Source organism: Halocatena marina, from assembly GCF_023276375.1.
GTDB classification, from domain to species: domain Archaea; phylum Halobacteriota; class Halobacteria; order Halobacteriales; family Haloarculaceae; genus Halocatena; species Halocatena marina.
Genome location: NZ_JALLPK010000001.1, coordinates 3,046,499 through 3,060,048, shown reverse-complemented (window position 1 = coordinate 3,060,048; position 13,550 = coordinate 3,046,499). Strand labels below are relative to the sequence as shown.

The following is a 13,550-nucleotide window of genomic DNA, read 5'->3' as shown; positions in this document are numbered from 1 at the left end:
ACTCACAACGCTTTCGCAAGATCGATAGCACTTTCGACAGCAGTCGCACCGTAGTCGATGCGCGCTTTCGCCTCCGATGCGCTCATTCCTGGCCCAGTAATTCCAAGTGTAACTGGCGTATCCCGGTCAATCGAAACGTCGGTCAGTCCGCGCGCAGCAGCATCGGCGATGACGCGGTCGTGATCGGTATCTCCCGTAATGATTGCACCGAGCACTGCGACGGCGTCGATGTCCTTTCTGCGCGCCAACCGATCGGCCGCAAGCGGTGTATCGTACGAACCTGGAACCGCGAGCGTCTCGACGATTTCGGCCCCGCGTTCTGTCGCCGCTGTCCGCGCACGCTCTTCCATCTCGTGGGTGATCGGCTCTTCCTTGTTGAACTGAGCAACCACTAACCCGAGTGAAACCATACCCACCGCGTGGCGAGGGACACTCAAAGGTGTACCGCTGTCTAACGACTGTTATCTGTCCATCTAATAGCAAAACCGAATTAAAATACACACTATAAATAGATAATTTATAGATAAGCTGATTGAATTATAATGGAAGATAGTGGATTTTGAATCGAGTCGAGGAGACAGTAATGGTCGACGTATGTCGATCGATAGCGACTGTCGAGTTGAATCACAAGAATTCTAACCCGAGGTGGTCAGGGAGCATACAATGGAACTCCCCGCCCACACGAACCGGGATTGGGAACGAAATAGCGATCGTTATCGGACGATAGCATTCGTCGTTTCGATCACCGTTTTCGCGCTGATTGCCCGGTTCATGCTCCTCGGCGACCGAGTTGCGCACTGGGACGAGGCTCGTGTCGGCTTCTGGACGCTCGATTACATACAGACCGGGAACTACAGCTACATGCCCGTCATCCACGGGCCGTTCTATCACCACGTCAACCCGCTCCTGTTCGAGCTATTCGGAACCACTGATGCAACCATGCGCATTGCTCCGGCGTTGGTGACTGGTCTCCTCCCGCTCACCGCGCTCTTGCTCCGTGACCGATTACGACGCCTCGAAGTTGTCGCACTGGCGCTGTTTCTGGCTATCGACCCCGTCGTTCTCTACTACTCGCGGTTCATGCGTGGTGACCCACTCGTTGGTGCGTTCATGTTCGCTGCCTTTGCGTTTCTCGTACGGGCGGTCGATACCCCCCGGACCCGATACATCTTGGGGGCCACTGGAGCGATTGCGTTGGGGTTCAGTGCGAAAGAAAACGCGCTCGTGTATCTCCTCTGTTGGATCGGTGCGCTCGCTGTGCTTCTCGATCAGCGACTTCTCGTCGCGCGGTACCGAGATCAAGAATGGCTGGCCGTCGCCGTAGATAATAGCAAACGCGTTATTGATGGACTTTCACGACACCGAACCGCTCTTCTCGCTGGTCTCGTCGAGTTCTTGATTATCAGCGTGATGTTCTATGCCCCACGAAAGAACGGATCCATTCACGTCTCGGAGACGAACGTCGGGTTGAACGCCATAACCAATCCGTCGCTCTTATTCGACGTTGTCGTAGAATCGACCGCCGGCTCGTTCAGCAGCCTCTACAGTTTCTGGGTCGTCGGTGGACGGGCAGAGCACGCCTATCTGCCGTATCTTGGTGATCTTCTCCTAACGATTGGCTACGGCTCGGTGGCGCTCTGTCTACTTGCACTCATTGGCTTTCTGGTAAACCGCTACGCCGCAGATCAACCGCGCCCGATCGTCACGTTCACCTTCGCTTGGGGTGTGGCATCGCTGATCGGCTATCCACTTATCACCGACATCAAGGCCCCGTGGGCTGCAGTTCACGTGGTGCTTCCACTGGCAGTGCCAGCAGCAGTCGGTGCTGGAGTCATCGTCAGAAAGACCTATGGGGCCGTTACTGCTCGTCGATGGGCGAACGCGGGCGTACTTGGATTGGTGCTCTTGCTCGCCAGCACACAGGTTGTCGGTATGGCCGTTCACAGCGTCTATCTCGAACCACAATCACCTGACAACGAACTCGTCCAGTACGCCCAGCCGACGGACGATATCCACCCAACAGTACACGAGATCGAACAGATCGCACAAAAGGAAGACGAGGGAACTGATGTTCTGATCTACGGCTCGCCGCTCGTCAAGGGTAATCCGATCTACAACAAACCATCGTGTACGCGCAATGAGGGGTGGTTCGATACGCTGCCCTTACCGTGGTATCTCGTCCGGAGCGAAGCAACCGTTGCCTGTGCGGAATCCGAGTCTGATCTCAACGCGATCAACGGAACGCCCCCGGTGATCATCACGCAAGCAGAGCACGTCACGAAAAACGAGAGCGGTCAGACCGTCACCGTCCCGACCGTTCCAGACGAACTCAAGACCCGATTCGAGGGGTACGACACGAGAATCAAGCGAATACGAACGTCGGATACGGACATCGTGTTCCTCATCGACCGCAATGAACTGCAAGGCACTCAGAATGCTTCACAGATGAACGAGTTAGCTTCTCCACCTGACCGTCACGTTGCGCCTGGCGATGGGCGTCACACTCTGTAGTTGACTGAATCAGGATAACACTTTTCTCACTCCTCCAGTGTTCGTACCTCTCACGAAACGTCTGTGTCGACATTCGTGTAATGTACAACACTGATCATTAGTGAATAGATTTATTCATTAGTGAGTGTTGTTGTCTGTACGAATGACGGATACAGACACGTACGAGGTCGAGGAGTTCGCACGTATCGGGCGCACGTTTGAGGAGTACGCGCATATGTTCGATCTTGAGCCGGCCACACTCACCGATCGGTCCGTCCTCGACTGTCCATCTGGGGTTGCATCATTCGTTGCGACTGCTCATGAGCGTGAAATTCCAGCCACTGGCGCTGATCTGATCTACGGACAATCGGTCAGTGATCTCGAACGTCAGTGCAAGAGAGACTACGAACACGCTGTTTCTGAACTCTCGGCGAAAAAAGAGCTGTTCGAGTGGGATTTCTACGGTGATGTCGAGCAGCGTTGCCAATTACTGCGACAGGCGTACGAGACATTTCTCGATGATTATCCAAAACACAGCGATCGATATGTCCCCGCGGCGCTTCCCGAACTCCCGTTCGTGTCGAATGCGTTTTCGGTAGTGCTTTCTGCGCATTTTCTGTTTCTGTACGGTGATCGGTTGGACTACGAATTTCATATCACGTCCCTCCGTGAACTGGCCCGTGTTGCGGCCGATGAGGTACGGATATTCCCGCTCACAGAACTTGACACGAGCGTCTATTCACAGCTCGATGCCATCATCGAAGAGCTCCAATCGGACGGGTTCACCGTCGAACGGAGGCGTGTTCCATTCGAGTTCCAGACGGGAGCGAACGAGATGTTACAGATAACAGACACCTGATTCTCGTGGATACCAGTCGCGAAACTTCTGTATCGACAACGGTTATGCGCCGGATTACGAACGGTTCGGACATGAGCGTGACACTCACATCGCCGGGTCCAACACTCGGCGTCGTTGGTGGTGGGCAGCTCGGTCGGATGCTCGGTGAGGCAGCCGCCCCACTCGGTGTCGAGGTCGTTGTTCTCGATCCGACTCCCGACTGTCCGGCCGCCCCCGTCGTCAGAGAGCAGATCGTCGGTGCGTTCGACGATCCCGCTGGACTGCGTGAACTCGCTGATCGCGCCGACGTACTGACGTTCGAGATTGAGCTCGCCGACCCAGATCTGTTAGAGACCGTCTCGGAGGAGACTGGTGTTCCCGTCGAGCCGTCGCCAGCAACGCTCCGGATGATTCAGGACAAGCTCGTCCAGAAGGAGGCCTTGACCGAGGCTGGAATTCCGGTTCCCGAATTCATCGGTGTCGAGAATGCCGACGAGCTCCGAGCTGCTGGCGACGAGTTGGGATGGCCGGTCATGCTGAAAGCCCGCCGCGGCGGCTACGACGGTCGAGGAAACGTACCCTGCGATGGACCCGACGCTGCCGAGGATGCAATGGCAGCCATCGCTGGTAAAGCGATGGCCGAAGCGTTCGTCCCGTTCGACCGAGAACTCTCCGTTATCGGAGCGAAAGGAGCGTCGGCGATCGACGCGTTTCCGCTTACAGAGACAATCCACGAAGATGAAATTCTCCGGGAGACGGTTGTTCCGGCCCGCGTCGGGAGAGGAACGGACAGAGACGGATCGCACATCGAAGCGGAAGCTTCAGACGTGGCAAGCGATGTCCTCTCTCTGCTCGATGGGCGTGGCGTCTACGGGATCGAACTGTTCGAAGTCGACGGGCGAATCCTCGTCAACGAAATCGCCCCACGGCCCCACAATTCGGGTCATTGGACCATCGAGGGAGCGTTTACATCACAGTTCGAACAGCACGTCAGAGCGGTGATGGGATGGCCGCTCGGCTCGACCGAACGGCGGTGTCCAACGGTGACGAGCAACATCCTCGGTGATGTTGCCGAACCTCAGGCGGCTGAACTGAGCGGCGTCGAATCGATCCTCGATGAACCGAAAGCGAACCTTCACTGGTACGGTAAGCACGAAGCGCGACCGTTGCGAAAAATGGGACACGTCACAGCCGTTACTAGCGATGCGGCCGACAGCGCTGTGGACAGCGTCAACACACTCTTACAGCGAACGCGTACTCTCCGTGAGGAGGTGACCTTCACATGACTGTGAGCGAAATCCAATCACTCATCGACGACTTAGAAGCCAAAGCAACCAGCGATCGCTCCGCTGAAGAGACCCCTGATATCGGCATCATCATGGGCTCAGATTCGGATCTCGACACCATGTACGGGGCTTACGAAGCCCTGACCGAACTCGGATTCGAAGAAGAGACTGGCGACGAGATTCCTGAATCCCGATTCACCTTCGAAACGTACGTCGTCTCCGCACACCGGACCCCCGAGCTGATGTACACCTACGCCGAGACGGCCAGTGACCGCGGGCTCGATGTCATCATCGCCGGCGCGGGCGGAAAATCGGCCGATCTGCCGAACATGACCGCTTCGCTCGCCTTCCCAGTGCCCGTGATCGGTGTTCCAGTTCAGGAAAAATCAGTGGACTCGGTCATCGGAATGCCGACTGGAGCCCCAATCACCGCCGTCGATGCGGGCAAATCGTTCAATGCCGCGCTGTCTGCGATCCAAATGTTGGCCCGCGAACACGCTGAGCTCGAAGAGCGTCTTCTCCGATACCACGACGGACTCCAAGCCAACGTGGGAAGCGTCTCGCGCGACCTCCACGCGTCCGGAACAGAGACGTTCCGAGAACAGCGCTGAGGCGGACCGATATAGGCACTGTCGCTTCCAGTGCTCGAATCGATCGAATGACCGAAAAACCGCCAGCGAGACCGAAAACCGCCGGATCTGTGGAAATGAATCCTTATATGGATGGCATTCTAAGCGGCGATACGATACAAGCACGATGAGTAATCCATGGATAGCGATCGGCGCGCTGGCGGTAGTAGCGGTTGCGATCCCGCTCAGCATGATGGCCATTTCGAGCCTCCTGCGCCCCCGCGTGCCCGAGCAGGGAAAAACCACGACCTACGAGAGCGGCGAGGTGCCGACGGGGACCACGCGCATCCGGTTTAACATCCAATACTACATGGTTGCGCTGTTGTTCGTCGTCTTCGACATCGAGACGGTTCTCATCTTCCCGTGGACGGTTATCTACCGAAATGCCGTCTCTCGGCCCGAAGTCGGACTCACTCGAATATTAGTACCGATGCTGGTGTTCATCGGTGTCCTCCTCGTTGGACTCGCGTGGGCGTGGCGGAACGGCGCGGTTCGCTGGGTACGAGCTCCCCAGCGCGAATCGACCCGACCGAGAGAATCATAACACAACCATGAATCAGTTGTCATGAGTAGCCACAACCAGGACACGACAGGCGCACAGACCAAACAGGAGGCCCGCATGGGCGAGGGTGTCGATGATCGATTTAATTCGAAGCTCCGCGAGGCGTTCGGATCCTCTCCGTTTATCTTGACTAAATTTGACAAGTTCATGAACTGGGTCCGGGGCTCCTCGATGTTCATGCTACAGTTCGGAATTGCCTGCTGTAGCATCGAGATGATGCATACGTACGCTGTCAAACACGACCTCGATCGATTCGGGTCGGGCGTCCCCCGCGCTTCGCCGCGTCAGGCGGACGTTATTATCGTTCCGGGGACGATTGTCTCGAAGTTTGCCCCCCGGATGAAGCGAGTCTACGACCAGATGCCCGAGCCGAAGTTCGTCGTCAGCATGGGCTCGTGCACATGCTCTGGCGGCCCCTTCCAAGAGGGGTACAACGTCATCAAGGGAGCAGAGGAGGTCATTCCATGCGATATTCACGTTCCGGGCTGTCCTCCCCGACCCGAGGCACTCATTTACGGTGTCGCAAAGCTTCAGGAGCGGATCGCCAACGGCGAGAGTTCTCCAGTGACTGTCAAGCCATACGAACTCGAACAGTTCGGCGATCTCGAACAGGACGAACTCGTACAGCATCTCGCAGATCAGATCGACGAAGACGATCTCGTAATGCGGTATAACTGGGCTGAGTCGCCATGAGTCTGGAAGTACCCTCTGACGCAAGTACTGACGTTGGCGTGACCGAGAGCGGTCTCGACTACGACGTTCTGGAGGCCTTATTGGGTGATGCGGTCATCGGCCGCGAGACCCACCGCAACGCCGAGGCGTTCGTCGTTCGTCCAGAGCGAGTCGTCGATGCCCTTTCGGCACTGAAACAGGACGCTGGCTTCGATCACTGTTCGTGCGTGACAGCACAGCAGTACGAAGACCGATACGAGAGCATCTACCACCTGAAAAAGTACGACGATCCGACACAGGAGGTGGGTGTTGTCGTTCCGACGAGCGTGAACAACCCGACGAGCCAGAGCGGTGAAGCGGTATTTCGGACGGCCGACTGGCACGAGCGCGAAGCCTACGACCTCGTCGGAATCGAGTACGACGAACACCCCGATCTTCGACGGATTCTTCTGCCCGAGACGTGGCAGGGTCATCCGCTCGATCTGAACTACGATCAAGAGCAACCGCAGGTCGTCACACTGCGCGAGCACGTGAATCCGCTTCAGGAAGATCACGCCACCGGGGCCGACACGATGTTCGTCAACATCGGACCACACCACCCAGCGACTCACGGTGTGCTCCACCTCAAGACGACGCTCAATGGCGAGCAGGTCGCCGACGTCGAATCAGATATCGGCTACCTGCACCGCTGTGAAGAGCAGATGTGCCAGCAGGGGACCTACCGCCATCAGATCATGCCCTACCCAGACCGGTGGGACTACATCTCGGCTGGTATCCTGAACGAATGGGCGTACGCTCGGGTTGCTGAGGACCTCGCTGACATCGAGGTTCCGTCGTACGCACAAGTCATCCGCACAATGAGCGCGGAGCTGTGTCGCATCGCCTCGCACATGCTCGCGGTCGGAACGTTCGCGCTCGATATCTACGGTGACTTTACGGTTATTTTCCAGTACGCGGTTCGTGACCGGGAGATTGCCCAGAACATTCTCGAAGACCTCACCGGCCAACGGCTGATGTTCAATTATCTCCGTCTCGGCGGCGTTGCATGGGACCTCCCCGAACCCCGAGACGAGTTCTTCGAAAAGACGCGGGACTTCCTCGACGGGCTGCCATCAAAGCTTGAGGAATACCACGATCTCATCACTGGAAACGAGATCTTCCAGCTGCGCTGTCTCGACACGGGCGTCCTCGAACCTGAGGTCGCAAAGGACTACGGCTGTACGGGTCCGGTCGCGCGTGGATCTGGAATCGACTACGATCTCCGACGAGACGATCCCTACGGCTACTACGACCAACTCGATTGGGACGTCATCACCGAAGACGGCGGTGACAACTACGCACGCGTGCTGGTGCGCCTGCGCGAAGTCGAAGAAAGCGCAAAGATCATCGAACAGTGCATCGATCTGCTCGAGGATTGGCCCGAGGACAATCGAGAGATCCAGAGCAACGTTCCTCGGACACTCAAACCGGACGCCGACCAGGAGATCTACCGGGCAGTCGAGGCAGCCAAGGGCGAACTGGGAATCTACATCCGCGCCGACGGCACCGACACACCCGCACGCTTTAAGATCCGCAGTCCGTGCTTCTCGAACCTGCAGGCACTCCCAGAGATGTCCGAAGGGGAGTACATCCCCGATCTCGTCGCAGCACTCGGGAGTCTCGATATCGTGCTCGGTGAGGTGGATCGATGAGCCTCACGGACATCATTGGTGGCGCGCTCGGTCTCGGCGAACTCGGACCGCTTCAGGATTTACTCATCTCGTTTCTCGGTGCAGCGTTCATCGGGACATTCATCCTGCTCAACACCGCTATCGCGGGACCGTGGGCAAAACGAAAGATAACGGCCGCGTTCACCGATCGAATCGCGGTCAACCGCGTTGGCCCGTTCGGCCTGCTCATCATCGTCGCAGACGCTGTCCGGATGCTTTCGAAAGAACTCATCATCCCCGATGATGTTGATCGACCGGCGTTCGACCTCGCACCGCTCGTGCTAGTCGCGTCGGCGCTGATGGGTTTTGCCGTAATCCCGATGGGCAACGGGATTCAGCTCGCTGACCCTGAGGTTGGTCTTGCCTACCTGTTTGCCGTCGCATCGATTGCTAGTATTGCGTTGGTGATGGCAGGCTACGCGTCGAACAACAAGTACTCGTTCCTCGGTGGGCTGCGAGCGGTCGCACAGAACCTTGCCTACGAGATTCCACTTGTCATCACGGCCGCATCGGTCGTCATTTTCACTGGCTCACTACAGACGAGCCAGATCGTCGGTGCACAGGCCGAACCACTGTTCACGCTCGCGGGAGTCACAATCCCATCGTGGTACGCGTTCGTCAACCCGTTCGCATTTGTGCTGTTCGTCGCGGCGAACATGGCAGAGGTCGGACGTAACCCGTTCGACGTTCCCGAGGCACCCACAGAAATTGTCGCTGGCTACCAGACGGAGTATTCGAGTGTTTACTTCGTGCTGATGTATCTCGGTGAGTTCATCCACATCTTCCTCGGCGGGGCTATCCTCGCAACCGTCTTCCTCGGTGGACCGGCCGGGCCGGTGCTGCCGGGATTCGTCTGGTTCACGATCAAGATCTGGGCGTTCTTCCTGTTCACACAGTGGGCGCGCTCGGCACTGCCCCGCGTGCGTATCGATCAGCTCATCGAAATCGGATGGAAGGGAATGCTCGTGCTGAGCTTCGCTAACCTCATCCTCACCGCCGTTATCGTTGGGGTGATCGTCTAACCCTAGCGGTGGACTCAAACCACTCTCACAATTACAAACACACAATGATTGGAATTCTCAAGGGTATGGCGACGACGATGAAACACGCACTCGATGGCTCGACGTTCACCGTCGAGTATCCAGATGACCCACCGGAGGTCAGCCCCCGGTTCCGTGGTGTTCACAAGTTCAGCCAAGAGCGCTGCATCTGGTGTCGACAGTGCGAAAACGTCTGCCCGAATGACACGATACAGATCGTCATGGACGAACAGCGAAACGGCGAACAGTACAACCTCCACATCGGCCAGTGTATCTACTGTCGCCTCTGTGAGGAAGTCTGTCCCGTTGACGCCATCTTGCTCACACAGAACTTCGAGTTCACTGCAGACACGAAAGACGAGTTCGCGTACAACAAAGAGCAGCTGAAAAACGTCCCGTGGTACAAGGACATTGACCCGCTCGCCTCGCGCGAACCGGACCGCGGCGCGTGGGTCGGCGAAGGAGAAGGTGAAGTCGACTATCAGTAGTAGTCCATCTGCAGTCTCGAATGAGGATTCTCTTTTCCTCGCATGTGCAGTACTGAAGTTTGTAAATCTCTTTGATACATTTCCCCCGTCTCCGCTTCGATCCCATCGCACGTGAGCCAGCTCGTTCACGGAGTGAATTCCGATGCGGATCTTGGTTGAACACAAATGGACAGTACTCGGACTGTATACGTCCACCGAGAGCGTTAACCGTTGTTTTACCGTCTACGCAGTGATGGATGGGGAATTTTGTTCCGCGTCATCGTCATACAAACCACGATACCGAAAGGGGTTTATGCCGATACCGGCTACCAAGACGATGGACTAGGTCGGGCAGTTAGGCCCTGCTCTGAACCCGCACTATGGTCTTCAGCGGGGACCGAACCCGGGTGCGTCCGGTCCGACCGGCACGGGCCCTGCAAGCCAACTTAGAAGCCTCGTCCGTCGGGGGCAGCGGTCCACGACCGAACGCCTGCAGGGGCGTTCGAGCGTGGTTGATCATGGTTATCCCGCCAGGCGCGGAAGCGAGCAGCGGAACCATGGACACCTGCCGCTCGAAGGGTCGCGGGGTGGAGAAGGTGCGCAGCATTCCCCGTGTCGGAACGCCGGGCAATCCCGTTGTCCGTCTTCTCATTCAATACAATTACCGATCAGTACCGATTAGTGCTTCTGACCGTGTGTCCAGTCGATCCAGTGTTGTTCCCAGCCGTGTCGCCCCTCGCTCTCTCGCGCAGCGAACTCACGGTCTTCGCGCACCGTTCGATTTCGCTCAACCGTATCGACCTGTTCGCCGTCGACGAGCATCGGTGAAAACGCGACGCGGCCGAATTCATCGACTGTGGTACCGTCTTTTGAAACACTCACAAGTCGCTGCGTACTCGCACCGAGTGGCATAACGAGGTGTCCACTGGCATCGAGCTGTCGAAGAAGCGTTTGCGGTGGTTCGATGGCCGCAGCTTCGAGTAGAATTCGGTCGTAGGGAGCATACGCCGGTAACCCATCGCTTCCGTCGTGACGGTCGACGAGCACACCGTTGTAGCCTGCTCTTGCGAGGTTGTTTCGGGCTTCCCAGACCAACCGCCGGGTAATATCGATCGCCTGTACGTTCTGATCACCGACGATCTCGGCGACAACTGCGGCAGTGTATCCGACGCCAACGCCGACGATGAGAACGGAATCATCGGGTGTCGGATCGAGTGCTTCGACGAGCCGTGCAGCGGTGCTCGGCGCGAGCACACGCGTTCCGAACTGTTCGAATGAGCAATCGGCGTACGCGCGCTGTTCGTCGGGGACAAATTCGTGACGCGGAACTGACCGCATGGCGAGACTAACGGATTCGGTATTGATCCAGCCCTTGGCTTCGTGTTCGAGGCTGTCAACCATGTCGTCTCGCAGCACCGCACGATCCATACACTCTCTCGGGGATAGATACTAATCAATCGACCGGCCGATGATGGAATGACACCGCGTCAGAATCGCAACTGCGCACAGAGCTACCGAGCAGTGCTCGCTGGTGAACCGGCTTCGTCTGCATCCTTCTCGATCTCGCCTTTGAGCCCTGCAGCATCAAAATCGTGATCCGGTCGCATATTGACGAAATCGAGAAACTCACGAGCAGCGAGGAGATCGCCAACAGTGTAGCTTTTCGCCGCGGCGTCGATAGCGACACGTGCGCCGGTGTGTGGTTCGAGTGCTGCGAGCGCACAGGCGAGATCGTACGCGCGCGCTTCTTCGATCGAATCCTCGCGGACGTTCGTCGCGTCAATGAGATACAGTTCGTCGTCTGCGATGAGCACGTTCTCTGCCCGGAGATCACCGTGAGAAAGACCAATGTCGTGGATACGAGCGAGCGACGCGAACAGCTCGGGGGCGAATCGCTCGACCGACTCGTCCTGAAGCTCGCTCAGCGTGGAAAAATCAAGGAGGTATTCGACGACGAGCACGCCGAGTCCGTCGTGCTCGAACGCCTCGATCGGCTCGGGAACGTTCGCTCCGATCTCGTGCATCGTCTGCGTCGCGTGGAGTTCCTGTTCTGCCATCTCGAACGGCGTCCCGACGTGTTCGAAAAACCGCATCCGACCGCTTGAGAGCGCACCGAGATTCCGGCCAGTGGTGATCAGCGTGTGGACGAGTGTGTGCTGGTCCGAAATGACCTTCACGAACCACCGGTCGTTGACCACACACGGTGTCGATAGCCAGTTGTTGGCTTCGAGGAACTCGACACGGAGTTCGTCCTCCCCATACCGGCGCGCAAACTCACGCATGACGCTCTCCAGTCGGTCCCACTCGATGTTCCCTTTGATGAGCCGACGAAACACCATTCACTTGAATGATCGTGATCCCGGCGTATGAGTGTTACCGCCGGACACACACCATCCGGTCGTGGTTTCCTCGCGCTGTTGTTTCGAATTCGATCGTCCGCTTTTCTCGAAGCGATCGAATACGCATTCTAACACGAAACGTTCGATGCGTACTGTCGTCTGATACGTGTCTTCTCTCGTTGCCTCACTGCGATTTCTGGAACCGAGCAGCTTTCGACGTGCCGACGAATTATCGGGTCTCTGTTTGCTGGGTATCGTTCCGGTAAAGACAAAGATTGCCGGAGTTTTTATACGCACCCCTCGTTCAGCATGGATATGGACTTCAACTTGCCGTCCGAGCACCGGATGATCCGAGAGACGGTGCGGGAGTTTTGTGATGAAGAAATTGCTCCGATCGCTCAGGAAATTGAGGAGGAGCACCGCTATCCCGCCGAGATCTTCGATTCGTTAGCCCAGCTCGATATGATGGGCGTCCCGATCGACGAGGAGTTCGGTGGTCTCGGTGGCGATCAGCTCATGTACGCGCTCGTTACCGAGGAAATCGGGCGCGCCTCTGGCTCTGTGGGGTTGTCCTATGCTGCCCACGTGAGTCTCGCCTCGAAGCCGATCGAGATGTTCGGCACCGAAGAACAAAAGGAGCGCTGGCTCCGCCCGCTCGCAGAAGGAGAGTACATTGGATCGTGGGCGCTGACCGAACCAGGAAGCGGCAGCGATGCGAGCGACATGCAGACACACGCGGAGACGGACGGCGACGAGTACGTCCTCAACGGTACGAAGCAGTTCATCACGAACGCCAGTGAAGCAGGGTCCATTCTCGTCAAGGCAGTCACGGACCCCGGTGCAGGGTATGACGGCATCTCTACGTTCATCATCGATCCACGCGCCGACGACGGTTTCGAGGTGACGACAACGTGGGACAAGATGGGTCTCAACGCCTCTCCGACCTGTGAGATTCAGTTCACGAACTGTCGAATTCCCGAGGATCGACTACTCGGCACGGAAGGAGAGGGCTGGGAGCAGACAAAAAAGACCCTTGACGGCGGACGCATCTCCATCGCGGCACTCTCGACCGGTCTCGCACAAGGGGCATTTGAAGCCGCCCGGGAGTACGCGACCGAACGCGAGCAGTTCGGATCACCAATCTCGAAGTTCGACGCTGTCCGGGACATGATCGTTGAGATGGATCGTAAGATCGAACGCTCGCGCCTCCTGACGCACAAAGCGGCAACGAAGTACGACACCGATGAAGTGACACGTCTCTCATCGCTCGCAAAGCTCGATGCAAGCGAGACGAGCCGTGAGGTCGCAGAAGACGCCGTCCAAGTACTCGGCGGCTACGGCTACACGACCGACTTTGCCCCACAACGGTACTACCGCGACGCGAAACTCATGGAGATCGGAGAAGGGACGAGCGAGATTCAGCGGCTGGTGCTCGGACGCGAAATCGGATTGTAAATAAATCACTGTCTGCTCCTCACACGAACTGAGCGTCCTACGCTCGTGAACGAGCTTCCGGTG

The 13,550-nt window shown here is 57.4% G+C and carries 13 protein-coding genes and 1 other RNA gene; 11 read left to right on the top strand and 3 right to left on the bottom strand.

What is annotated here, in order from left to right; all coding sequences use genetic code 11:
* Positions 1-2 precede the first annotated feature (2 nt).
* Positions 3-410, bottom strand: a complete 408-nt coding sequence (gene ribH, locus MW898_RS14410; RefSeq protein WP_248908466.1) for a 6,7-dimethyl-8-ribityllumazine synthase — start codon at positions 408-410, stop codon at positions 3-5.
* A gap of 253 nt (positions 411-663) precedes the next feature.
* On the opposite strand from ribH, the gene MW898_RS14405 reads away from it, so the two are divergent.
* From MW898_RS14405 to ffs, 10 genes are all read left to right on the top strand, one after another.
* Positions 664-2,511 carry a flippase activity-associated protein Agl23 gene (locus MW898_RS14405; protein ID WP_248908464.1) on the top strand — a complete coding sequence of 616 codons (1,848 nt, stop codon included), beginning with the start codon at positions 664-666 and terminating at the stop codon, positions 2,509-2,511.
* Between the two features lie 142 nt (positions 2,512-2,653).
* Positions 2,654-3,349: a hypothetical protein gene (locus MW898_RS14400; protein WP_248908462.1), complete on the top strand. Its 696-nt coding sequence runs from the start codon at positions 2,654-2,656 to the stop codon at positions 3,347-3,349.
* A gap of 77 nt (positions 3,350-3,426) precedes the next feature.
* Positions 3,427-4,614 (top strand): 5-(carboxyamino)imidazole ribonucleotide synthase, encoded by a 1,188-nt coding sequence (gene purK / locus MW898_RS14395; protein WP_248909776.1) that lies wholly within the window; start codon positions 3,427-3,429, stop codon positions 4,612-4,614.
* Positions 4,611-5,225 (top strand): 5-(carboxyamino)imidazole ribonucleotide mutase, encoded by a 615-nt coding sequence (purE, locus tag MW898_RS14390; protein ID WP_248908460.1) that lies wholly within the window; start codon positions 4,611-4,613, stop codon positions 5,223-5,225. The genes purK and purE overlap by 4 nt, the downstream gene beginning before the upstream one ends.
* A gap of 145 nt (positions 5,226-5,370) precedes the next feature.
* A complete protein-coding gene (locus tag MW898_RS14385; RefSeq protein WP_248908459.1) occupies positions 5,371-5,787 on the top strand; it encodes an NADH-quinone oxidoreductase subunit A in 417 nt (138 codons plus the stop codon).
* Positions 5,788-5,808: 21 nt separating this feature from the next.
* Complete coding sequence (locus MW898_RS14380) at positions 5,809-6,498, top strand: NADH-quinone oxidoreductase subunit B (protein ID WP_248908457.1); 690 nt, start codon at positions 5,809-5,811, stop codon at positions 6,496-6,498.
* Entirely contained in the window at positions 6,495-8,168 is a 1,674-nt protein-coding gene (locus MW898_RS14375; protein ID WP_248908455.1) for an NADH-quinone oxidoreductase subunit D, read from the top strand. Before MW898_RS14380 ends, MW898_RS14375 begins: the two co-directional genes overlap by 4 nt.
* The gene (locus tag MW898_RS14370; RefSeq protein ID WP_248908453.1) at positions 8,165-9,208 is read left to right on the top strand and encodes a complex I subunit 1/NuoH family protein; all 1,044 of its coding nucleotides are present in this window, start codon (positions 8,165-8,167) and stop codon (positions 9,206-9,208) included. Before MW898_RS14375 ends, MW898_RS14370 begins: the two co-directional genes overlap by 4 nt.
* A 44-nt stretch (positions 9,209-9,252) precedes the next feature.
* Positions 9,253-9,714, top strand: a complete 462-nt coding sequence (locus MW898_RS14365) for a NuoI/complex I 23 kDa subunit family protein (protein WP_248908451.1) — start codon at positions 9,253-9,255, stop codon at positions 9,712-9,714.
* Between the two features lie 314 nt (positions 9,715-10,028).
* An RNA gene (gene ffs / locus MW898_RS14360) (signal recognition particle sRNA) lies at positions 10,029-10,339 on the top strand.
* Between the two features lie 32 nt (positions 10,340-10,371).
* Here the strand turns inward: ffs and MW898_RS14355 are convergent.
* Both MW898_RS14355 and MW898_RS14350 read right to left on the bottom strand, forming a co-directional pair.
* On the bottom strand, positions 10,372-11,121 hold the full coding sequence (locus MW898_RS14355; RefSeq protein ID WP_248908450.1) for a protein-L-isoaspartate O-methyltransferase family protein: 750 nt from the start codon (positions 11,119-11,121) through the stop codon (positions 10,372-10,374).
* Positions 11,122-11,204: 83 nt separating this feature from the next.
* The gene (locus MW898_RS14350; protein WP_248908448.1) at positions 11,205-12,032 is read right to left on the bottom strand and encodes an RIO1 family regulatory kinase/ATPase domain-containing protein; all 828 of its coding nucleotides are present in this window, start codon (positions 12,030-12,032) and stop codon (positions 11,205-11,207) included.
* 315 nt (positions 12,033-12,347) lie between these two features.
* On the opposite strand from MW898_RS14350, the gene MW898_RS14345 reads away from it, so the two are divergent.
* The gene (locus MW898_RS14345; RefSeq protein ID WP_248908446.1) at positions 12,348-13,487 is read left to right on the top strand and encodes an acyl-CoA dehydrogenase family protein; all 1,140 of its coding nucleotides are present in this window, start codon (positions 12,348-12,350) and stop codon (positions 13,485-13,487) included.
* Positions 13,488-13,550 lie beyond the last annotated feature (63 nt).